We start from the raw sequence: 21176 nt of genomic DNA, 5'->3' as shown, positions 1-21176 counted from the left end.
TTTCAGTGTTCCAGCAAAGCGCCGGAACGCTCTAGAGCATTTGATCCAACGCACTTCCGGACAGAAAACCGTTACACACTTTTCCTGGATGTGCTCTAAAAGCGCACCACGAGCCCGAGGATCGGCCCCTGCTCTACGACGTCGAAGACGAATCCGTCATTGCTGTAGTCGACACCCAGCGCGCGGTAACCGGCAAGCGCCGAAACGGTATCGCTGAAGCGGTAACCGATAGCCGCGGCGACATCCCAGTCGAGATCCGCGCCACCGGCGCCGACTAGGCCCCACCCAGTCATGTAGATCTCGGGCGTAAACGAATAGGTCCCGCGAAAGCCGGCGATCCCGTCCACCCAGGTCGCATCGTCGGTCCTCGACACACCGTCGAGAACGCCCCCTTGGAAGGAGAGCTCGCTCTTGACGGACCAAACACGCAAGCCGCCGACGATATCGAGCCGTGCAGCGCTGTCCTCATAGATCGCGTAGCCAGCGCCGAGTGTGCCGGCGAAGGTCTCCGTCGAAAGCTCGACATCGTCGGCGAGAATGCCCCTCGGCGTGCCGCCCTGGCCGGAAAGCTTGATGTACATCGCGTCCCCGAAGATGCTGTAGGGTCCGTTGCGCGCTTCGGCGATCGCCATCGCAGCGAAATCCAGGTGGTCGAAGACATCACTGAAACTCGCGTCGACGTCGACCGCAGGCAAGCCGAACTGCTCGATATCCCCCGAAAGCCCCGCCGCCCAGAAGTAGGGCGCGAAGGAAAACGTCCAGCCGCTCTCCGTGGTGACCTGCTGGGTTTCCGGTGCCACCGGAGAATAGATGTCCGCCGCCGTGGCAGCGCCGGCAAGCAGGCAGGCTCCGATGGAAGCCAGAGTCGCTATGAAACGAGTCATCACATCCTCCGATATCGCCCGCCGTCACGATCGGCCGCGGCTCGACAAAGTCTTTCAATCCTCAAGCGATTCAGTGAAATACTAAAACGCCACAACTCTCTGAAACCAGGCAGTCCGCACAAAAATCATGCCATAATTGGCCGGGAGACATTCTAAGTCACTGGGTCGGGTTTTCGCTTGTCTCGGCGCTTGTCAGCGTCTCCTCCAGGTTGACCTTCTTGCGGCGCGTCCCGCTCTGTTCGATGATATTGACGGGCGCGGAAATCGTGGCGGCCGCAACGTTCCCGACATTCTTGGCGGTGCCGGCGACGACGGCGGTGATTCCGTCGCCCAGCGTGATTTCGGAATCGGTCAGCGTCTGGCCCTTGATGATCCGCTGCCCGATCAACTGCACGATTTCCGGACTTTCGGCGAACTTGCCGTGATGCAGGCCGTCCTCCGTCTCGACCTTGGTCAGGTCAATTGCGGTGATCCCGGCATGTTCCAGTTGGGTACGGTAGGGTTCGGCAGTCGGATCGATCGCGCCGAGCCGCGACACGTCCCCGGAAATCAGCCGCGAGACCGCCAGCGCGCGGTCGTCCTGTGAAACGAAGACCGTGAACTTCGGCCGCGCCTTGCCCATGTCGACCCATTGCTTGGCGAAGACGTCGAGGTCGATATCGGGCGAAGCGAGGATCACGTTCTCGATCTTCGGCGCGATCTTTCCGTCACGAATTCCCATCTGGCGCAGCGCTTCCATCGTCAGCCAGGTTCCCATGGAATGTGCGAGGATGGTGACGTCCTTGACATGCGGAGAATTCGCAAGCGTGCGCAACGTATCTTCCAGCGCCGTGCGGGAGTAGTTGGTGCTCTCCTTGTCGTAATTATAGTCGAATACCCGTGCCCGCGACGGCCAGGTAAACAGGATCGGCGTCGCCTGCGCACCGGAATCGTGCACGATCTGCGCCAGCCGGAAGACCGCATCTTCGTAGCGATTGTTGAAGCCGTGAACGAAGAGAAGCACGTGGCCGCCCTCATTGTGCATCTGGAACCAGCTGCGCGCCTCGTCATCCGATGCCAGTTCGCGCACCCGCGTCACGGCGAAATCCGTCTCCGGACTGGGCGGCAGCTTGCGCGGCCACTGCACCGTGCCCGGCTTGCGGCGCGAGTCCGGCGGGATCGAGACCGCCACGTCGGTCATCGAAAGCGTCGGGCTGCGCTCACCCGAAAACAGGGTCGCGGGGTCTCCCGAGGGCTCACGGGTCGTGGCGACCAGCATGTCGACCTGAGACGTCGTAGATGGCTGCGCCAGAGCCACCGGAGTCATCACGCCTTTCGGGTGACCTCCGCAGCCGGCCAGAAGGGCGAGCGCGACAAACCCCGACAGAGCCGCGCCCCCGGCTTTCGCAACGCGGAGCCGCCCTCCGCACGAACCTACACTCAACAAAACAACGCCTCACAACCTCCGGGCGCCGTCGCGCCGCCCTCACATTCGACCTGCAACCTAGACCCTTACACGGCAAGATTGAAACCCGTGTAACGATCCCATTCAAACTGCGCATCCCCGCCAGCACGGATCCCCGCCAGCACGGATGCCCGGTCACCCATCTCAGCGCACGCGCCTGACACAACGAAAACCGACATGGTTGGTCGTCGTGTCCGTCTCCTGAGCGTGCCGGGCTGCGGGACGATACCGCCGGCAATAGTTGGGCGCGCAGAGATGCGATCCCCCTTGAGGACGCGGCGCGGAACCTTCACTCTTGCCGCGGGATCGATGCTGGCCTCCACATCCCCATTGCGCGGATTCCTCGGAATGCAGCACGGCTTCGCAGCCGCCTCCGGGTGGCGCATGGACCAGTAGTCCGTGGTCCACTCCCAGACATTGCCGATCATGTCGTAGAGCCCGCAGCCGTTCGCCGGGTAGAACCTCACCGGCGACGTCCGCGCGAAGCCGTCCTCCAGCGAATTCTCCACCGGGAAGCTGCCCTGCCAGGTATTGGCCATGTGATTTCCGCCCGGGGCGAATTCGTCCCCCCAGGCAAACTCGGCCTGATCGAGACCGCCGCGCGCCGCGAGTTCCCATTCGGCCTCGGTGGGCAACTCCTTGCCGGCCCATGCGGCATAGGCCTTTGCATCCTCATAGGAGACATGGACGACCGGGTGGTCCAGAATCGCTCCGATGCTGCTCTTGCGCCCGAGCGGGTGCCGCCAGTTGGCGCCGAGGGTGAATATCCACCATTGCGATATGTCGCTTCCCCTCAGCGGGCGTTTCGGCGGCGTGAAGACGAGCGAGCCTGCTCTCAGATTGGACGGCGGGGCGCCGGGATAGTCTTCTGCGCGCGGCCGCTTTTCTGCGAAGGTCACATGTCCGGTCGCATTGACGAACTCCAGGAACTGACGGTTCGTGACCGGCGTCTCGTCCATCCAGAACCCGTCGACCGTCACCGGGTGCACGGGCGCTTCCTCGGGATAATGGTCGTTCGACCCCATCATGAAGGTCGCACCGGAAATCCAGACCATTTCCGCCGCGGGTTGAACCTCGGCCGCGGTGTGCAAAGACGACGTCATTGGCATTCTCACTGAAACCGGTTCCTGGATCTTCCGCCGACGGCTAGCAGCCCAATTCATGCAGGGCATCTTGGACCAAGCCCGCGATATTGTCCGCATTCGCCTTTCGATGGAAGGGCTGCAGGCGGCATAAAATTCCTTGCTGTTGCCGACGCATCGCACCCCTTCGCATCACACGGCTGCTGCGGCGCCGTTCCGGCAAGCCCGGCGCACCGGGGTTCGCGCCCTCAGTCTTCGGCGATCGCCCAAGCGTCGCCCGGGTTGAATGTGCGGATGTCGGCGGCAGTCTTCTCGGTTTCTTCCCCGAGATCCGCCTCGTAGACGATGCCATTGCGGTTGACCACGAAAGTCTTCACCCCGAGACGCCGTATCTCACCGGCCAGGCCACCAGGGCGAAGCCGGCGATCATGTTGCCGTTGATGACATAGTCGAACTTGCCGCCCGCGATGTTGTCGCCCTGACTGGTCAGGATTCGGTAGCGATAACCTTGATAGCCCTGGCCGGCCTTCGCCCGTTCCAAGGCATCGCCCTCTGCCAGAGCCGCGGCTGCAGGGCTCTCCTCCCCTTCGAACTTCTCTGCAGGCCAATAGAGCCCGTTCTGCGTACCCTCGTCGCTGATCAGTTTCTGCGCGTATTCCAGGACGCCGTCGCCATCGTGGTCGCCGAGGGCATACTCCTCCTGCGCTCCGACATAGGCGCGCATGGTGGCTAACGTCGCCAGTTCGTTGTCACCGACCCGCCGGTTGGCGATCTCCTCCAGTCCGACAAAGGTGTCGCAAGCCCATTTGCCGTCGTCCCCCTTCGAGATCGGGAAGGGAAACGGCCACAGCTCGTCGCCGATCTCGAGGACCTTGCGGCCCTCCACATCCTCGACGACGACCTTCTCCTTCACACCCTCCTGTATGTCGGCATAGGTCTCCATCACCCCTTCGCTCGACCTTGTCTTGGCCGGGTCCAGCCCGACCAGCACTGCGAGCTTGTCGAAATCGCCGCCGGTGACGGTCGTGGTCGGACCGACGGGCACGCTCATGCACGACTTCGTCCAGAACATCGGTCTCTACCTCGATAGCCTGGTTTTGCGAACCTTCAACATCTATGCCTACGAGCCGCGCCCGTGGATCGACAGCTGGACCCTGTTCTATTGGGCCTGGTGGATTTCCTGGTCACCCTTCGTCGGCATGTTCATCGCGCGCATTTCCCGCGGGCGTACCGTGAGAGAGTTCGTCACCGCCGTCCTCTTCGTACCCGCCATGTTCACTTTCCTCTGGATGACGGTCTTCGGAAACACGGCGATCTACGTGGACACGACGATCGCCAACGGCGAACTGACGCGTGACGTGAAGGCGGACCTTTCGGTCGCCTTTTTCCAGTTCTTCGAATATCTGCCGTGGCCCGCGGTAACCTCGACGCTCGCGGTTCTGCTCGTCAGCATATTCTTCGTGACCTCCAGCGACTCCGGCTCGCTGGTGATCGACACGATTGCGTCCGGCGAGAAACGGCGACACCTGCTCTTCAGCGGATTTTCTGGTGTTCGCTCAGCGGTATCGTGGCGGCCGTTCTGCTCTCCACCGGCGGGCTGACGGCACTCCAATCCGCTACGATCTCCACAGCACTGCCGTTCAGCTTCGTGATGCTCATTCTGGTTTGGTCGCTATTCGTCGGGATGTGGGCCGATCTCGCCCCGCACACAATCACCCGGCTCAGTCGGTCCAAGAGCCTATCCCGCGTCCGGTGTGCCTTGGCAGCGGCGCCTGGCGATGACCTTGAGCACGCCGGATAAGCGGACGGTGGAGGAATTCCTGCACGCCTCCGTGCTCCCGGCACTGGATGCAGTGGCCAGGGAACTGACGCGCCGGTCTCGGCCGGCTTCGGTCGATCGGGATGCCGAAACGGGAGCACTGACCCTGACGGTTCCGGCCGAAGGCCATCGCGATTTCGTCTATGGGGTGTCGGAACACAAACTTCCGGCCTTCACCGCGCATGACGCACCCGTTGCAGACGTCCGCTACGAGGCGCGCACCTTCTTTTCGGACGGTAGCCGCGGCTATGACATCATGGGAATGGCGGACAACCAGATCATCAACGATGTTTTGTTTCAGTTCGAACGATAAACGGGCTTCGTACGGTCCCCGGAGTCCTCGCTGTGGCGACCTCGCCCGAAGAGCAATAGAGCACCTCCAGGAAAAGTGTGTCACGGTTTTCCGTCCGGAAGTGCGTGGACCAAAAGGTTAGAACATTGCCAGGAAGTCCGAAAAGGAAAGGCGGAGGCTTCCCCCGCCTTTCCCGAAGATCGCAATATGGCTGGAATATGCGATCCTCGTTACTCGTCTGCATTGCCCACCTTACTGGAGATAGCCGCGGGCTCAGAAGACGTGCATCAACGCGGCGCCAGGCTTTCCAACTCTCCGAGCCGATTGAGCGCGGCCTGCTGTTTCAGCCACGTATAGCTGATCCCGCTGGCATTCAGAGTGCTGCCCGGCTGGTAGGGATACTGGTCGAAGTCCTCGAAGAACTCCTTGATCTTGCCCTGGATCGGCACCAGGAGCCACATGTTTCGGGCGATGAAATCCATGGCCCCTCCCCCTTCTTTCGCACCTCGCTCATAGGGATCCATTCTCAGATTGGTAATATTGGCCCAGCTCGGCGTCTCACGGGTGGCCGTGGCGATGTTGCCTTCACTGTTGATTGCGAAGCTGAGTTTCCAATCGTTCCACCGGATCGCATTCAGGTTGCCGCCCTGGTCGAAATAGTAGACCGCTTCGCGGGGCGGTTTCTTGGACTCGCCCTCCAGGAGCGCGGTGAGGTCGTAGCCGTCGAGATGGACCTTGAAGTTCTTGTCGCCAGACTGGAAGCCCGTCTTCATCTGCTCCTTGACGTCGGGGATACCGGCGGCGGCCGCGAAGGTCGGCATCCAGTCCATCAGGGTCACTGGATCGTTGATCTGCGTGCCCGGTTTCACCACGCCCGGCCAACGCACCATCATGGGAATGCGGAAACCACCTTCCCAGGTTGTGCCCTTTTCCCCATGGAACATGGTCATCGCGCGATCCGGCCACAAAGCGAGCTCGGCGCCGTTGTCGGTGGTGTAGAGCACAATCGTGTTTTCGGTTATGCCGAGGTCGTCGAGCTGCTGCAGAAGCTGGCCGACATGGCCGTCATGCTCCACCATGCCGTCTGCGTGGATGCCCTTGCCCGTCTTGCCCAAGGATTCCGGCTTCAGATGGGTGAACACGTGCATGCGCGTCGAGTTGAACCAGCAGAAGAACGGCTTGTCGGCCTTTGCCTGGCGATCGATGAAATCCTTCGCGGCCGCGAGGAACTCCTCGTCGACGGTCTCCATGCGCTTGGTGTTGAGCGCTCCGGTGTCTTCGATCTTACCGTCCGCGCTCGATTTGATGACTCCGCGTGGCCCGAAATTCTTCCGGAACTCCTCGTCCTTCGGGTAGAAGTAGCCTTCCGGCTCCTCTTCGGCATTCAGGTGGTAGAGGTTGCCGAAGAACTCGTCGAAGCCGTGGTTCGTCGGCAGGTGCTCGTCGCGGTCCCCCAGGTGATTCTTGCCGAACTGGCCGGTTGCGTATCCATTGGACTTCATGACGTCGGCGATGGTCGGCATCCAGTCTTGAATGCCGTGCGGGTCGCCGGGCATCCCGATCGTCAGCAGCGCCGTGCGGAACGGTTCCTGGCCGAGAATGAAGGAGGCGCGCCCTGCGGTACAGCTCTGCTGCCCGTAAACATCGGTGAAGATCGCGCCCTCGGCGGCGATACGATCGATGTTCGGCGTGCGATAACCCATTAGGCCCATGGTGTAGGCGCTGATTTGCGGAATGCCGATGTCGTCGCCGAAGATGACGAGGACGTTCGGCGGCTTGCCGGTGTTCGCCGCCGGTTGCTCCTGAGCCTTCGCGCTGCCCACGGCCACGGCCCCGTTTGCCGCAGCAGCAGCTGCAAGGATCGTACCGCCCAGCAGGAGGCTCCGACGATCTATAGAGATCGATTCTTGCGCATTTTTGCGCTTTTCAGCATCTGGAAGGCCCATGCTTCACTCCTTGATTAAACTTGTACGTTCGAAGCCATGCGGGATCCGCGCACTCTGGAGCCCGCATGATTATCGGCCGAAGCATCTGGCGAGAGAAGTTGGACCAAGGGGCAACGCGACGGACGTTGCGCCGCCGTTTTGATTTTCTACAACATCCGAAAGGACGCACGAAGGCGCAGCAGGCGGTCACTGCAGTTTCCATGAGCTGGTCATGCTCTATGGAAGCCCTAGCGGGCGTCAAAACTCCGCGTCTTGATGGATTCCTTGAAACACCCGCGGTTTGCGAGTAAAATTACGGCAGCAATTCAAAGCGTTACAAAACCGTGCGATCGGAGGCGAACGGAGTTGCAACGTAAGCTGCACGCGAGTGGTGACGCTTTGCCAAACTTCATATGTGGAGGTTGTCATGCCCAACACTCTGATGGCAGGAAGAAGAAGCCAGGATTGGGCAAATCTGGTCTTGGCAGCGTGCCTGTTCCTCTCTCCCTGGGTCATCGGCTTTGCGGCTGAAGCCGCGCCGACGTGGAACGCCTGGATCGCCGGTATCGTGCTCGGCGCCCTTGCGGTCGCAACCCTTTCGGCCTTCGCCGAATGGGAGGAATGGGCCAATATGATAATCGGCCTGTGGTTGATCGTTTCTCCCTGGCTGCTCGGCTTCATGGGAAATGTGAACGCGATGTGGACCCATGTCATTCTCGGCGTGCTCGTCGCCGCAATCGCAGCCTGGGCGGTCTGGGACTATCGTCACCATTCACACGCCTAGATGACGATGACTCCAGCGTCGGATCGACCAGGGTCATGAACGATTCAAGTGGATTTAAAGCGCGCCGCATCGGTTGAACGCGGCGCGCGGGGTCCAGCGGTCCTGCCGCTTATCACCCCACAGCGCGTTCCTGCACCACCGCGTCGATGTCCGGTACGCCGAGTTCGCGGCGTGAGCGCTCCGTCTCGATGGCGAGATCGAGCACTCGCTGCAGGTCCGCGGCATGGCGGAAACCCGGCTCGACGGTTCGGCCGGCCTTCACAGCCTCGACGAAACGCTGGTAGTTGGTGGGCACGGTGCCGGCATCGACGGTGCGCCAAACGGCCTTTTCGACATCGGGCCCCATGCAGCCGCGCAGGCTCGAACCATCAGGCGTATGGATTACTTCCAAGGCTCCCCTGTCGCCGTGCAGCCTGAGCCTCAGTTCGTTGAGATGGCCTGTCGCCCAGCGGCTGGCATGAATCACGGCCATCGCACCGTTTTCGAACTCCGCCGTCATGGCGAAGCTGTCATTGGCGTCGAGGTCGTACTCGCCGATACGGTTGTCCGGCGCCTTGTCGAAGGCTTTCAGGCGCGCGAATACCCGCTCGACCGAGCTGTTGGCACCGTAGCCGGCGAAGTCGAGAATGTGGATGCCGACATCGCCAAGCACGCCATTGGATCCGTGTTTCGTCGACAGCCGCCATAGCCATTTCGACTCGCTTGCCCAATCGCCCCAGGCCCGCGACACCAGCCAGCTCTGGAGATAGGAAGCCTCCAGATGCCGCACCCGGCCGATTTCGCCGGCAATCACGAGTTCACGCGCCTTCTGCAGCGGAGCGACGTTGCGATAGGTCAGATTGACCATGGTCACGAGGCCGGCCCGCTCGGCTGCGGCAGCCATCTCGGCGGCCTTCTCATAGTTTTCTGCCAACGGTTTTTCGCACAGCACATGCTTGCCGGCGGCAATGAGCGCCAGGGTCGTCGGGTGATGCGCCTTGTCGGGCGTCACGTTGGTGGCCGCGTCGAACTCTCCCCAGGCGATCGCCTCGTCGAGAGAGGTGAAGGTGTTTTCGATACCGTGCGTGACGGCAAAGGCCTTGGCACGGGACGGGTCCACGTCGACGGCGCCGACCATTTCGACGCCTTCGATCTCAGCAAAGGCTTTCGCATGGCTGTTGGCCATGCCGCCGGTTCCGAGAATTAGCAAACGCATGGCGGCCCCCTTCATCGATAGCCGGCTTCGCCGGCCCGGTGCAGTCTCGGGCCGCGCTCGACGATCGGCTCCAGCGCCTTCTCCACCGGGACGTTCGGCGCATCATGGATGGCCTTATAGGTGCCCTGCGGGTTGTACGCCCATTTCACCGCGTTCCGCAGTACCTTGTGTACGGTCGCGTCGTGATAGGTCGGGTAAGTCTCGTGCCCGGGGCGGAAATAAAAGATATTGCCCGCGCCGCGCCGCCAGGTGAGGCCCGATCGGAAGACCTCGCCGCCGGCAAACCAGGAGATGAACACCGTTTCCAGCGGCTCCGGCACTGAGAATTGCTCGCCATACATCTCCTCGTTCTCGATGACGAAGTTCTCGCCGAGCCCTTCGGCGATCGGGTGGCGCGGATTGACGACCCAGACGCGTTCGCGCTCTCCAGCCTCGCGCCACTTGAGCGCGCAGGGCGTGCCCATCAGCCGCTTGAACACCTTGGAGAAGTGGCCGGAATGGAGAACGATCAGACCCATGCCTTCCCAAACGCGTTTGGCGACGCGCTCCACGATGGCGTCGTCGACGGCGCCATGATCCTTGTGGCCCCACCACAGGAGCACGTCGGCGGCGGCGAGCCGCGCCTCGCTGAGTCCGTGTTCCGGCTCCTGCAGCGTCGCCGTCGTCGCATCGATCCCCGGGTCGGAATTGAGTGCGGCTGCGATCGTGTTGTGCATGCCGTCCGGGTAAATCTCCCGAACCACCGCATTCGTCTGCTCGTGGATGTTTTCACCCCACACGATGGCATTGATAGACAAGGTCATTCTCCTCGTGATTTGGGGCACCCGCTGCCGGATGCCGACCGTCCGTGACTTGAAGTGTGGGCGCGGAGCCGGGCCGGGAAAACCACACAGGTCCCCGCCCTTTTCTGCCCTAACGTTTGAGGCTTTGGAATGATCCGAAATCCTTCGGATCAGCCTTGGTTTCGAAACTTTCCGAGCGAAATCGGGTGGCTGCGTTCTAGGCCGCACCCCGCATTTCCGTCCGCCCGAGGGCCCGGCCGCCCGCATCGAAGCGGTGAACCTGGCCGGCGGCCGGCGAGATCCTGATCGTTTGCCCGGGCTGATGCTTGGCGATGCCGCTTTCGCGGACGATCACCGGCTCGCCGGTCCCGATGTCGAGATAAATATAGCTGTCGGAACCGAGCATCTCCGAATGGATGACGGTCCCACTCCACTCACCTCCCTGTTCCTCGATCTCCAGGTGTTCCGCGCGGATGCCTATCGTGTCCGCCTTGTATGGCTCTGCGAAGGCGCCGGAAAGAAAATTCATCTTCGGCGAACCGATGAAGCCGGCGACGAACACCGAATTCGGCGTCTCGTAAAGCTCCAGCGGCGTGCCGATCTGTTCGACGAGACCGTCCCTCAGGACACATATCCTGTCGGCGAGCGTCATCGCCTCGACCTGATCATGTGTCACATAGATCATCGTCGTCTTGTGCATGCTGCGGTGAAGCTTGGCGATTTCGAGCCGGGTGGCCACACGCAACGCCGCGTCGAGGTTCGAAAGCGGCTCGTCGAACAGAAAGACCTTGGGATCGCGAACGATCGCACGGCCGATCGCGACGCGCTGGCGCTGCCCGCCCGAAAGCTGGCGCGGCAGGCGTTCGAGATAGGGCGTGAGCTGCAGCATTTCCGCCGCCGCCTCGACCCGCTTGCGGCACTGCTGCTTGTCCTTGCCTGCGAGCTGCATCCCGAAGGCCATGTTTTCGTAGACCGTCATATGCGGATAGAGCGCATAGGACTGAAAGACCATGGCGATGCCGCGGCGCGAAGGCGTCAGCCGATTGACGATCTGGCCGTCGAAGGCAAGGGTTCCGGAGGTGATTTCCTCGAGCCCGGCGATCAGTCTCAGGAGGGTCGACTTGCCGCATCCGGAAGGGCCGACGAAGACCATGAACTCGCCCGACCTGATTTCCATGCTGACGCCCTTGATCACATCGAAGGCGCCGAAGGATTTGCGGATATCGCGCAATTGAAGCTCTGCCATCTTGTTCTCCTATCCTTTGACGCCACCGGCCGTCAGGCCGGAAATGATCCGCCGCTGGAAGATCAGCACGAGGACCACGAGAGGCACGGTGACGATCACGGATGCCGCCATGATGTTGCCCCAGGGAATCTCGAACTGGCTGCCGCCCGAAAGCAGGGCGATCGCGACCGGCACGGTGCGCTGCGTGTTCGACGACGTGAATGTCAGCGCGAAGAGGAACTCGTTCCATGCCGCAATGAAGGCCAGCAACCCGGTCGTCACCAGCGCCGGCCACATCAGCGGCATGAAGACGCGGGTGATCACCACCCACGGCGAGGCGCCGTCGACGATCGCCGCCTCTTCGATCTCGATCGGCAGGTCTCGCATGAAGGTGGTCAGGACCCAGACCGTAAACGGCAGCGTGAAGATCATGTAGGAAAAGATGAGCGCGAGCGGCGTGTTGAAGATCCCGACGAAGCGGATGAGCTCGAAGAGACCTGCAAGAACGGCGATCTGCGGGAACATCGAGACCGACAGGATCGTCAGGAGAAGCAGACCGCGGCCGCGGAAGCGTACCCGGGCAAGCGCATAGGCTGCGGTCACGGCAAGAAGCAGCGATATGGCAACCACCAGCGTGGCGACGAGGAGTGAGTTGCCGAGATTGCGCACGAAGGTTCCGTGCGAAAAGATGTCGGCATAATTGGCGAGCGAAATATCCGTCGGCCAGTAGTCGATACGAAACAGCGCCGTGCCGGACTTCAGGCTCGTCAGGATCGCGTAATAGAAGGGAAAGACTGCGACGAGGATGATGACGGCAACCAGCGCGTAGAACGCGGCCCGCTTTGCGATCGCGACGACCATCAGCGTTCTCCTCCGCTCAAATTCAGGCGGCCGAGCCACATGTAGAGGATCGTAATCGTCGCGATGATCAGGAACAGCATGGTCGAGGCGGCCGCCCCATAGGCGAACTTGTCGAAATCGAAAAGGTTTTCGCGCGCCATGACCGACATGGTCTTGGTCTGCGCGTTGTTGGGCGTCAGCACATAGATGAGGTCGAAAATGCGCAACGCGTCGAGCATGCGGAAGATGACCGCGACCATCAGCGCCGACCGGATCAACGGCAGGGTGACCCGCCAGAAGATACGTACCGGATGGACTCCGTCGATTCTGGCCGCCTCATAAATATCGCCCGGCACCATTTGCAGGCCGGCGAGGATCAGGAGCGCCATGAAGGGCGTCGTCTTCCACACGTCCACGATCAGTACGGCGATCATGGCTGTGTCGGGGCTGGCGGTCCAGGCGATCTTCTCGCCGATCAGACCGAGGCCGAGCAGCATGTCGTTGAGGATGCCGAACTGGTCGTTGAGCATCCAGGCCCACATTTTCGCGGAGACGATGGTCGGGATCGCCCATGGGATCAGGATCGCGGCACGGACGAGGCCGCGACCGGGAAACCGGGCGTTGAGCACCAAAGCGACGACAAGGCCCAGCGCCGTTTCGATGCTGACCGAAAGAACCGTGAATTTGAGCGTGTTCCAGACCGCATTCCACCAGGCGGGATCCGCAAGCAGGCCCCTGTAAATCGTCCGCCCGCTCTTCAGGGTGACCCATGAGAGATAATTTGCGAAGCCGACGAATTCGGCGCCCGACAGATTGGTCAGCGACGCGTTGGTGAAACTGAAATAGATGGTTCTGATGAGCGGCCAGCCGGCAACGAGCGCCAGGACGAGGAAGGTTGGCGCGAGAAAGAGCCAGGCCGAACGGACCCGTTGCGCCTGCAGGTCCGAGCCTATCCTGCCGCCATGCGCAAGCGCAGCCGGCCGATCCGCGAGGGAGAGATCAGTCATGACGTGAGCCTACCGGTTGGCGCGGGTCCCGCCCGTGCCGTTTGATCTTGACCCGGACGGCAGAGCTGCCGTCCGGGTCTCGCGATTTACCAGGCGTCGCCCTTGAGTTCCGTCAGTTCGACTTCGAGAAGTTCGAGATTCTCCGCCGCCGTTCCGTTACCCGAAAGCGTGTTGTGCACGGCGCTCCAGAATTTGGATGACACTTCGTTGTACTTCACCTTTGCCACGGCCGAGGGGCGCGGCACGGCGCTCTGGAAGATCGGCTTCCAATGCGGCATGAACGGCTGGGCGGCCGCGACTTCCGGATCGTCGTAAAGCGCCGCGATCGTCGGCAGGTTCGAAAGCTCGATGGCGCGCACCTTCTGGGTTTCGGCCGAGCCCAGGAACTTGACGAAGGCGATCGCCGCCTCCTGCTCGTCGGAATATTTCGAGACCGCGAGGTTCCATCCGCCGAGTGTCGAGGACGGCTGATCGCCGTCCGTGGCGGCCGGAAGCGGGGCCACCTCGAATTTGCCCTTTACGGCGCTGTCGTCGCCGTTGCCGAGCGCGTAGGCATAGGGCCAGTTACGCATGAAGACTGCGTTGCCGGTCTGCCAGACGCCGCGTGATTCCTCTTCCTGATAGGCAAGCACGCCCTTGGGCGCGATCGTGCCGATCCATTCCTTGACTTTCTCGACGGCCGCCGCCGCCTTTTCGTTGTTGACGGAGATCGTGCCGTCGGGCTCGACGATCTGACCGCCGCCGGACGACTTGATCCACTCGAGCGCGTTGCAGGTGAGCCCCTCATAGGCATTGCCCTGAAAGACGAAGCCCCAGATATCGGCACTGCCGGCGGCACGCTCCTTGTCCTGAATCTCCTTCGCCGTCGCCGCCAGTTCGTCCCAGGTCTTGGGTGGCGTCTTGCCGTATTTGTCGAGCAGGTCCTTGCGGTAATAAAGCGCCGGCGCGTCGGTATAGAAGGGCAGAGCGACGAGCTTGCCGTTGACCGTCTGCGACTGGATGATCGAGGGGAAGTGCTTGCCGACCACATCCTTCGTCGCCTCTGTCAGGTCGACGAACTGCTCGGCGAGCTGCGGAGCCCAGATGACGTCCGTCTGGTAGACGTCGACATCCTTGTTGCCGGCCGCAAGCCAGAGTCGATACTGGCTGAATTGCTCGCTGCTCGAAGCCGGCATGGTCACGAGGTTGACCTTGTGACCGGTTTCCTTCTCGAACTTGGCGATCTGGTCCCGCAGAAAGCTCAGATTCTTGCCGGTCGAATTGGCCGCCATAGACAGTTCAGCGGCCGCAGCAAGGTCGATTGCGCCGACGATCGCCGCGCAGGAAATCAGCGTCCTTACAAATGGCTTCACGTTCATTGGTCCCTCCAAAACTCCCCCCGATTCCGCAGGCTCCTCAGCAATTCGAAAACGGTTTGGGTGCGCAGAAGCTGTCAGAAGGACAATCTGCTGTCAAGCCGAGGTCGAAGCGGAAATAAATGCCATGGCCATTTCGGATTTTTTGGCGTATAATCAGAACGTTAACCCAACGCGCAACGCCGCATCGCCACAACCCGGCTCGGCGCTCAACCAGTTTGCAAGAATACTTCATCCACAGGAATTTAAAACGATTTGGATCATGTCCGCGACGTAAAGGCACCGATTGTGACTGCCGGCAAACCGGGTATAGTCCGGCCGCGAATGTCTGCAGGGCCGAGCATCGAAGCGATGCGCAAAAATGAGCGAATGCAGCTTTTCGATTTGCTGCGTGACTTGCTTCGGAAGCGATCCCCGGACAATACGCAGAAGGGGCGCAGGGAAGAACAGTGAAGCTTAAGGAATTCGCCCAACAGTTGGGGCTCTCTCCAACGACGGTAAGCCGTGCTCTGAGCGGCTATCCGGAAGTCAGCGAGAAGACCCGCAAGCGCGTTGCCGAGGAGGCTGTGCGCCTCGGTTACCGGCCGAACATCAACGCCGTGCGCCTCGTTACGGGCCGCGCAGGCGCGATCGGCGTCGTTATGGGCCGCAACGAATTCCAGTTTTCCGAATTCATGAGCGGCATGGCCGAACGGCTGGACAGCGAGGATATAGACATTCTCGTGAGCCCGGTTGCCGACCATGATATGAAAGCCGAGCTCCAGCTCTATAGCCGGCTGGCGACGAGCGGACGGGTCGACGCCGTGATCATCCATTCACCGAGGCCGAACGACGAGCGCATTCTGCTGCTCCACAAGCTCGGCATTCCCTTTCTGGTCCATGGCCGCTCCGAGACCGACGTGCCGCACGCCTGGCTCGATATCGACAACGAAGGCGCGATCCGCCGCGCCACCTCGCACCTCCTAGACCTCGGCCATAGACGGATCGCACTCATCAACGGCCGCGACGGTCTCACTTTCACGCACCACCGCGACAAGGGCTATCGCGAGGCGCTTGAACAGCGCGGGCTGCCCTTCGATCCGCGCCTCGTCACGCATGGCCAGTTCACCGACGAGATCGGTTTTCGCGCGGCCCGTTCCTTCCTCGAGCAGTCCCCCCGCCCGACGGCCTTCGTCGCCGGCTCGATGATGACGGCGCTCGGCGTCTATCGCGCCGTGCGTTCGGTCGGCCTTGTGGTCGGGCAGCACATCTCCGTCATCGCCCATGACGATGTCTTCCCCTATCTCACGGCCGACAACATGGTCCCGTCCCTTTCGACGAGCCGGTCGTCCCTGCGCGCCGCCGGCGCGCGCTCGGCCGACCTCACCCTGCAGCTGCTCACCGGACGGCCCGCCACGGAGATTCATGAGCTCTGGCCGGTCGAGCTGATCCTGCGCGAGTCGACCGGTCGGGCGCCGGAGGCTTGACCATCCTTCTCTGGCGGGGCTCTACTCGCGTCCCTTCAACCGGAACAGCAGGTCCTCATGCACGGCCTTGAGGTGGAAGACCAGGAAGCCGGCCGCCTCCTCGAAAGCGCCCGCACGGCAGAGGCGGATCAGCTCGGCATGCTCTTCCATCGCTCGGGTCATCGCTGCGACGCTTGAGAGCTGGACGCGCGTGTAGCGGTCGCTCGTCTGCAGCAGGGACGCGACGATCTGCTGTGTCCGGGGCATCTCGGCGCGCCGGTAGAGGGCCAGGTGCAGCTCGGCATTGAGCTGGCCATAGGAGTCGATTTCTCCTGCGGCCGTCGCTCTGAGGAATCGGTTTTGAACCTCCTCCACCCGTGCGAAATCGTCGCCATCGAGAAGCGGCGCCGCTTTGCGGAAGAGCCGCGGTTCCAGAAGCGCCCGCAGCTCGAAAACGTCGTTTATCTCGGCGAGCGACAGTTCGGAGACGATCGCCCCCCTCTGCGGGACGATCCTGACCAGCCCTTCGGCTTCGAGCTGAAACAGGACCTCGCGCACCGGAATGCGGCTGACGCCGTAGGTTTCGGCCAACGCATCCTGGCGCAGCTGACTGCCGGCCGGATAGCGCCCGGAGAGAATCGCCTGCCGGATTTCCTCGATTAATGCCCCGGAGAGGGTGCGATGTTTGAGATGTGACACCATGGACGCTCGCTACAGGAATACCGCCAAAAATGATATTGACTCGAAGAATGTATAAAATTTACTTTATACGGAACCCAGGGAACAGTCATGAACCAGTCAGTCGCGCCGCCGCTTTATGCGCGCGCCATCGTCTCTCTCTCCGAAGCCATGCTCGCCTTCGAAAAGCGCGCTGTTGCCGGATTGATGTGCGTGCTTCTCGCGCTCATCCTCCTGAACGTCGTCACCCGCTACAGCGGACATCCGCTCTATTGGGTCGATGAATCGGCCGTATACGCCATGGTCTGGCTCGCCTTCCTCGGAGGCTCGGCGCTGACGCGTCTCAGACTTGATTTCGCCGTGACGCTGCTGACGGATTACCTGCCGCCCGCGGCGGCGCGCTGGATGCGCGCTGCCTCGACACTGCTCGTCCTCCTGTTCGCCCTTGCGCTTGCGACATTCTGCTGGATGTGGATGGACCCCGTCGGCATCATCCGCGCCGGCTTCGACGCTAAGGCCTTCGCGGCCGAGAGCTTCAACTTTCTCTATACCGAGCGCAGCCAGACGCTGAATTGGCCGATCTGGGCGATCAGCCTCGTCATTCCGCTCTTCGCCGTGACCATGACCGTCCATTGCGCCGCCAATCTCGTCGAAGACCTGGGTCTGTCGCCTCAGCGTGAGCGGCGCGAACTTTCGAGCGCCGAGGGAGTGAACTGATGGTCACCACCGCCGCCTTCCTCCTCTTCATGCTCGTCGGCGTTCCGATCGGCGTCTGCCTCTGCCTCGGCAGCATCGTCTATATCTTCGCCTCCGGAAATCCCCTGCTCTTCCAGAGCTTTCCGACGCAGCTCGTCGGCGGCGTCGACAATTACGGGCTGATCTCCATTCCGCTCTTCGTGCTGATCGGCGAGATCATGAACGGCGGCGGCATCACCCGGCGCATCATCGACATGACGATGGCTTTCGTCGGCGCGATGCGCGGTGGGCTTGCCTATGTCAACCTGCTCGCCAACATGTTCGTCGCCTCGATACTCGGATCGGCCACGGCGCAGGTTGCCGTCATGGCGCAGATGATGGTGCCGGAGATGGAGAAGAAGGGCTATGACAAGACCTTCGCCGCCGGGCTCACCGCCTATTCGGGCATGCTCGGTCCCATCATCCCCCCGTCGATCATGTTCGTCGTCTACAGCGTGCTCGCGCAGGTTCCGGTAAGCGATATGCTGGCCGCAGGAATTGTGCCCGGAATTCTGCTGACTGTAGCCTTCTGCCTCGTCATCGCGGCGATGGGTTGCGTCTACAACTATCCGCGCGGCGAGCGCATGAAGCTCAAGGAGCGCACCCGTATCGTCCTGGATGCGCTGCCTACGCTTCTCATCCCCTTCGTCATCGTCGGCTCGATCCTCTCCGGCCTCGCCAACGCGACGGAGGCCGCAGCCGTCGGCGCCGTTGCAGCGGTGCTCGTCGGCCGCTTCTGGATCGGCGAGCTCAAATTCTCCGATCTTCCTCGAATGATGCTGCGCGCCGGGATCTATTCGGCCGTGGTCCTCTTCCTCGTCGCGGCCGCCGCGGTCTTCTCCTGGGTACTTGTCTACGGCATGGTGCCGCAGCAGGTCGCCGGCTGGGTCCAGACCGTCGCCTCGGATCCGGTCACCTTCATGTTGCTCGTCAACGTCATCCTGCTCGTCATCGGCACGGTGATCGACGGCGCCCCCGGACTCATCATGACCGTGCCCATCCTCCTGCCGATCGCGACCGAGGTCTACGGCATCGACCCGATCCATTTCGGCGTCGTCGTGGTCGTCAACCTCGTGCTCGGCTTCCTCTCGCCTCCCGTCGGGCTCTGCTTCTTCGTGGCGGCCGCGGTGACCGGCGCAAAGCCCGGCAAGATGTTCCTGGTGACGCTGCCCTTCTTCTTCGTCTCCTGTCTCATGCTCGTGCTCTTGTCGCTCATTCCCTCGCTCTCGACCTTCTTCGCCCGATAACCACAACGAACCAGCCAGAGGATCTTCCATGACATTTTCCCGCAGAACCTTCCTTGGCGGCGTTGCCGCCGGCGCAGCCCTCTCGCTCGCCACGCCGTCGCTCGTGCGCGCGCAGGAAACGCGCACCTTGCGCCTCGGCATCGTCACGCCGCCGGGACATCCCTGGAACAATGCCGCACTCAAGGTGGGCGAAGCCCTCAAGGCAGAGACGAACGGTCGCCTGTCGATCTCGGTCTTTCCGGCCGGCCAGCTCGGCAACGAGGCCGCGATGCTGCAGCAGATGCAGAGCGGCGCGCTCGATCTCGGCTGGATCATGACCGCCGAACTCGGCTCGCGCATTCCCGCCGTTGCCGCGATCAACGCGCCCTGGGTCGTCGATTCGACTGCCAAGGTCGCCAAGCTCGTGCGCGAGCCGGTCGCCATGAAGCTCCTCGACGTCCTTCCGGCCGAGACCGGAACGGTCGGCCTTGCCTGGGGCATCACCACCATGCGCGTCGTCTTCTCGGCTAAGGAGATCGCCGGGCTCGACGACATCAACGGCATGAAGCTGCGCATCAATACGACGCCCGCCTACCGCGATTTCTACCAGCTGCTCGGCGCAGCGCCGACGCCGATCCCGACACCGGCCGTTTTCGACGCAATGTCGAACGGCCAGGTGGACGGTCTGGAGGCGGACCTCGACTTCTCCTGGAACCAGCGCTTCGACAAGGTGTCCAAGACCATCCTGAAGATGAACGCCATCTTCATGCCCTGCGTCGCGCTGGCCTCCGGTCGCGTCTGGCAGACCCTTCCCGAGGCCGACCGGGAGATCATCGCCCGCCTTACCAAGGCAGCGCTCGACGAGCAGATCGACGCGACCGTCGCCAACGAGCCGGCCCTCCTCGAAAAATTCGCCGGCGCAGGCATTCCGATCAAGGATGTCACCGTCGCCGATGCCGGACGGATCATCGCCGAATACGACAAGATCTGGCTGCCGAAGGCACCGGTTCTCGCCGAACTTCGCAAGGTCGGCGCAACGCTCTGACGCTCTCGGATGGGGAAGGCGGCCCGCGCCGCCTTCCCCATTTGGTTCGCGAAAACCGCGCACCCTTTCCCCATCCCGCCAGCCGCTTGGCACGCAAATCGCCTCAATCTGCTTGCGCCCTGGCCCGCCGCAGGCCAAGAGAGCCTGAGGAGATCCTGGGTGGTCCACAGATGGAAAGAAAAGAAATCGCAATTATCGGCGGCGGTCCCGCCGGTCTGATGGCCGCGGAAGTCTTGTCCCGCTCGGGCCATGCGGTGACCGTCTACGAGGCTATGCCGACCGCGGCGCGCAAATTCCTGCTCGCGGGAAAATCCGGCCTGAACATAACCCATTCCGAAGCGTACCGGGACTTCGCAGCGCGCTTCGGCGATGCTTCGGCAAGCCTGCGCCCGGCCCTTGATGCCTTTACCCCGCATGACGTGCGCGCCTGGGCAGCCGGACTTGACGCGGAGACCTTCGTCGGCTCTTCCGGCCGCGTGTTTCCGAAGGCTATGAAGGCCTCGCCGCTGTTGCGCAGCTGGCTCCGCCGGCTGGAGGCCCAGGGCGTCCGGCTTCTAACACGCCATCGCTGGTCGGGTTTCACGGAGAACGGCTACGTATTCGATACGCCGGAAGAAATGACGGTCGTTCGTTGCGACGCGGCTCTCCTGGCGCTTGGCGGCGCAAGCTGGCCACGGCTCGGCTCCGACGCCGCCTGGGTGCCGTTGCTGCGGGCAAGAGGCGTGCCGATCAGCGATTTCCGCCCTGCTAATTGCGGTTTCGACGTCGCCTGGACGCAGGTTTTCCGCGAGCGTTTTGCCGGCCAACCGCTGAAAGGCGTTACCGCAACATCCGATGCGGGGACGATCCCGGGCGAATTCGTGGTGAGCCGCCACGGCATCGAAGGCAGCCTCGTCTACGCCCATGCGGCAAGCCTGCGCGACCGGCTGGACCGGGACGGCAAGGCGGCGCTCCTCCTTGACCTCACACCCGGCCGCACGGCCGACAGGCTCGCGCGGGATCTCGCGCGACAAGACCGCAAGGCGAGCTTCTCCAACCGCCTGCGCAAGGGCGCGGGGCTCGACGTTGTCAAGGCGGCATTGCTGCGCGAACTCTCGACGGAGGCGGCACGAGCCGCGCCGGAGCAACTCGCTGCCGTGATCAAGGCCTTGCCCGTTCCGGTGCTCGCAACACGGCCGATCGCCGAAGCGATCTCATCGGCCGGCGGGATCCGCCTGAACGCCATCGATGACCGCTACATGCTGAAGGCGCTCCCCGGCCTCTTCGCCGCCGGAGAAATGCTCGACTGGGAGGCGCCGACCGGCGGCTATCTCCTCACCGCGTGCCTCGCCATGGGCCGTGCTGCGGCCCGCGGCGTCGAAGCATGGCTCGCCGATGGCCTTCAGTAACACTGCGGATCGCAGCACGTCTTCA

The 21176-nt window shown here is 62.4% G+C and carries 16 protein-coding genes and 3 pseudogenes; 7 read left to right on the top strand and 12 right to left on the bottom strand.

Going from position 1 to position 21176, the window contains the following annotated elements; all coding sequences use genetic code 11:
* Positions 1-95: 95 nt before the first annotated feature.
* The 4 genes and pseudogenes from N0Q91_RS27435 to N0Q91_RS27420 form a co-directional block, all read right to left on the bottom strand.
* The gene (locus N0Q91_RS27435) at positions 96-884 is read right to left on the bottom strand and encodes a hypothetical protein (RefSeq protein ID WP_275598721.1); all 789 of its coding nucleotides are present in this window, start codon (positions 882-884) and stop codon (positions 96-98) included.
* A gap of 157 nt (positions 885-1041) precedes the next feature.
* On the bottom strand, positions 1042-2310 hold the full coding sequence (locus N0Q91_RS27430; RefSeq protein ID WP_275598720.1) for an alpha/beta hydrolase: 1269 nt from the start codon (positions 2308-2310) through the stop codon (positions 1042-1044).
* A gap of 162 nt (positions 2311-2472) precedes the next feature.
* Positions 2473-3431, bottom strand: a pseudogene (locus N0Q91_RS27425) (formylglycine-generating enzyme family protein).
* A gap of 227 nt (positions 3432-3658) precedes the next feature.
* Positions 3659-4431 (bottom strand): annotated as a pseudogene (locus N0Q91_RS27420) (DUF2950 family protein); the annotation flags it as partial.
* A gap of 1 nt (position 4432) precedes the next feature.
* On the opposite strand from N0Q91_RS27420, the pseudogene N0Q91_RS27415 reads away from it, so the two are divergent.
* Positions 4433-5542 (top strand): annotated as a pseudogene (locus N0Q91_RS27415) (BCCT family transporter); the annotation flags it as partial.
* A 266-nt stretch (positions 5543-5808) separates the two neighbouring features.
* Here the strand turns inward: N0Q91_RS27415 and N0Q91_RS27410 are convergent.
* Positions 5809-7467, bottom strand: a complete 1659-nt coding sequence (locus N0Q91_RS27410) for an arylsulfatase (RefSeq protein WP_275598719.1) — start codon at positions 7465-7467, stop codon at positions 5809-5811.
* Positions 7468-7873: 406 nt separating this feature from the next.
* Between N0Q91_RS27410 and N0Q91_RS27405 the strand changes: the two genes are divergently transcribed.
* A complete protein-coding gene (locus tag N0Q91_RS27405; protein WP_003525746.1) occupies positions 7874-8230 on the top strand; it encodes an SPW repeat protein in 357 nt (118 codons plus the stop codon).
* 112 nt (positions 8231-8342) lie between these two features.
* On the opposite strand, the gene N0Q91_RS27400 is transcribed toward N0Q91_RS27405, so the two are convergent.
* The 6 genes from N0Q91_RS27400 to N0Q91_RS27375 form a co-directional block, all read right to left on the bottom strand.
* On the bottom strand, positions 8343-9425 hold the full coding sequence (locus N0Q91_RS27400; RefSeq protein WP_198516741.1) for a Gfo/Idh/MocA family protein: 1083 nt from the start codon (positions 9423-9425) through the stop codon (positions 8343-8345).
* 11 nt (positions 9426-9436) lie between these two features.
* Positions 9437-10222, bottom strand: a complete 786-nt coding sequence (locus tag N0Q91_RS27395) for a ThuA domain-containing protein (RefSeq protein WP_198516742.1) — start codon at positions 10220-10222, stop codon at positions 9437-9439.
* 202 nt (positions 10223-10424) lie between these two features.
* A complete protein-coding gene (locus N0Q91_RS27390; protein WP_275598718.1) occupies positions 10425-11453 on the bottom strand; it encodes an ABC transporter ATP-binding protein in 1029 nt (342 codons plus the stop codon).
* A gap of 9 nt (positions 11454-11462) precedes the next feature.
* Entirely contained in the window at positions 11463-12293 is an 831-nt protein-coding gene (locus tag N0Q91_RS27385) for a carbohydrate ABC transporter permease (RefSeq protein ID WP_275598717.1), read from the bottom strand.
* Positions 12293-13279 carry a carbohydrate ABC transporter permease gene (locus N0Q91_RS27380; protein ID WP_275598716.1) on the bottom strand — a complete coding sequence of 329 codons (987 nt, stop codon included), beginning with the start codon at positions 13277-13279 and terminating at the stop codon, positions 12293-12295. The genes N0Q91_RS27385 and N0Q91_RS27380 overlap by 1 nt, the downstream gene beginning before the upstream one ends.
* A gap of 86 nt (positions 13280-13365) precedes the next feature.
* Complete coding sequence (locus N0Q91_RS27375; protein ID WP_275598715.1) at positions 13366-14637, bottom strand: ABC transporter substrate-binding protein; 1272 nt, start codon at positions 14635-14637, stop codon at positions 13366-13368.
* A 446-nt stretch (positions 14638-15083) separates the two neighbouring features.
* Here N0Q91_RS27375 and N0Q91_RS27370 point away from each other — a divergent pair, with 446 nt between their 5' ends.
* The gene (locus N0Q91_RS27370; RefSeq protein WP_100672452.1) at positions 15084-16100 is read left to right on the top strand and encodes a substrate-binding domain-containing protein; all 1017 of its coding nucleotides are present in this window, start codon (positions 15084-15086) and stop codon (positions 16098-16100) included.
* A gap of 21 nt (positions 16101-16121) precedes the next feature.
* On the opposite strand, the gene N0Q91_RS27365 is transcribed toward N0Q91_RS27370, so the two are convergent.
* Positions 16122-16781, bottom strand: a complete 660-nt coding sequence (locus N0Q91_RS27365; protein ID WP_275598714.1) for a GntR family transcriptional regulator — start codon at positions 16779-16781, stop codon at positions 16122-16124.
* 87 nt (positions 16782-16868) lie between these two features.
* Here N0Q91_RS27365 and N0Q91_RS27360 point away from each other — a divergent pair, with 87 nt between their 5' ends.
* The 4 genes from N0Q91_RS27360 (at position 16869) to N0Q91_RS27345 (ending at position 21151) form a co-directional block, all read left to right on the top strand.
* Positions 16869-17474 carry a TRAP transporter small permease gene (locus N0Q91_RS27360; protein ID WP_275598713.1) on the top strand — a complete coding sequence of 202 codons (606 nt, stop codon included), beginning with the start codon at positions 16869-16871 and terminating at the stop codon, positions 17472-17474.
* Positions 17474-18739, top strand: a complete 1266-nt coding sequence (locus N0Q91_RS27355; protein WP_275598712.1) for a TRAP transporter large permease — start codon at positions 17474-17476, stop codon at positions 18737-18739. Before N0Q91_RS27360 ends, N0Q91_RS27355 begins: the two co-directional genes overlap by 1 nt.
* A gap of 28 nt (positions 18740-18767) precedes the next feature.
* The gene (locus N0Q91_RS27350) at positions 18768-19763 is read left to right on the top strand and encodes a TRAP transporter substrate-binding protein (RefSeq protein WP_275598711.1); all 996 of its coding nucleotides are present in this window, start codon (positions 18768-18770) and stop codon (positions 19761-19763) included.
* Between the two features lie 170 nt (positions 19764-19933).
* On the top strand, positions 19934-21151 hold the full coding sequence (locus N0Q91_RS27345) for a TIGR03862 family flavoprotein (protein ID WP_275598710.1): 1218 nt from the start codon (positions 19934-19936) through the stop codon (positions 21149-21151).
* Positions 21152-21176: the final 25 nt, after the last annotated feature.

The sequence above is a fragment of the Sinorhizobium prairiense genome (genome assembly GCF_029201645.2).
Taxonomy (GTDB): domain Bacteria; phylum Pseudomonadota; class Alphaproteobacteria; order Rhizobiales; family Rhizobiaceae; genus Sinorhizobium; species Sinorhizobium meliloti_A.
Note: the sequence above shows the minus strand (reverse complement) of the source record. Positions and strands in the feature narration are given on the sequence as shown.

Coding starts and splice junctions, on each gene's coding strand:
- N0Q91_RS27390 (WP_275598718.1), bottom strand. CDS start 11,453: ATGGCAGAGCTTCAATTGCGCGATATCCGCAAATCCTTCGGCGCCTTC.
- N0Q91_RS27365 (WP_275598714.1), bottom strand. CDS start 16,781: ATGGTGTCACATCTCAAACATCGCACCCTCTCCGGGGCATTAATCGAG.
- N0Q91_RS27435 (WP_275598721.1), bottom strand. CDS start 884: ATGACTCGTTTCATAGCGACTCTGGCTTCCATCGGAGCCTGCCTGCTT.
- N0Q91_RS27380 (WP_275598716.1), bottom strand. CDS start 13,279: ATGACTGATCTCTCCCTCGCGGATCGGCCGGCTGCGCTTGCGCATGGC.
- N0Q91_RS27405 (WP_003525746.1), top strand. CDS start 7,874: ATGCCCAACACTCTGATGGCAGGAAGAAGAAGCCAGGATTGGGCAAAT.
- N0Q91_RS27385 (WP_275598717.1), bottom strand. CDS start 12,293: ATGGTCGTCGCGATCGCAAAGCGGGCCGCGTTCTACGCGCTGGTTGCC.
- N0Q91_RS27350 (WP_275598711.1), top strand. CDS start 18,768: ATGACATTTTCCCGCAGAACCTTCCTTGGCGGCGTTGCCGCCGGCGCA.
- N0Q91_RS27410 (WP_275598719.1), bottom strand. CDS start 7,467: ATGGGCCTTCCAGATGCTGAAAAGCGCAAAAATGCGCAAGAATCGATC.
- N0Q91_RS27360 (WP_275598713.1), top strand. CDS start 16,869: ATGAACCAGTCAGTCGCGCCGCCGCTTTATGCGCGCGCCATCGTCTCT.
- N0Q91_RS27355 (WP_275598712.1), top strand. CDS start 17,474: ATGGTCACCACCGCCGCCTTCCTCCTCTTCATGCTCGTCGGCGTTCCG.
- N0Q91_RS27345 (WP_275598710.1), top strand. CDS start 19,934: ATGGAAAGAAAAGAAATCGCAATTATCGGCGGCGGTCCCGCCGGTCTG.
- N0Q91_RS27375 (WP_275598715.1), bottom strand. CDS start 14,637: ATGAACGTGAAGCCATTTGTAAGGACGCTGATTTCCTGCGCGGCGATC.
- N0Q91_RS27400 (WP_198516741.1), bottom strand. CDS start 9,425: ATGCGTTTGCTAATTCTCGGAACCGGCGGCATGGCCAACAGCCATGCG.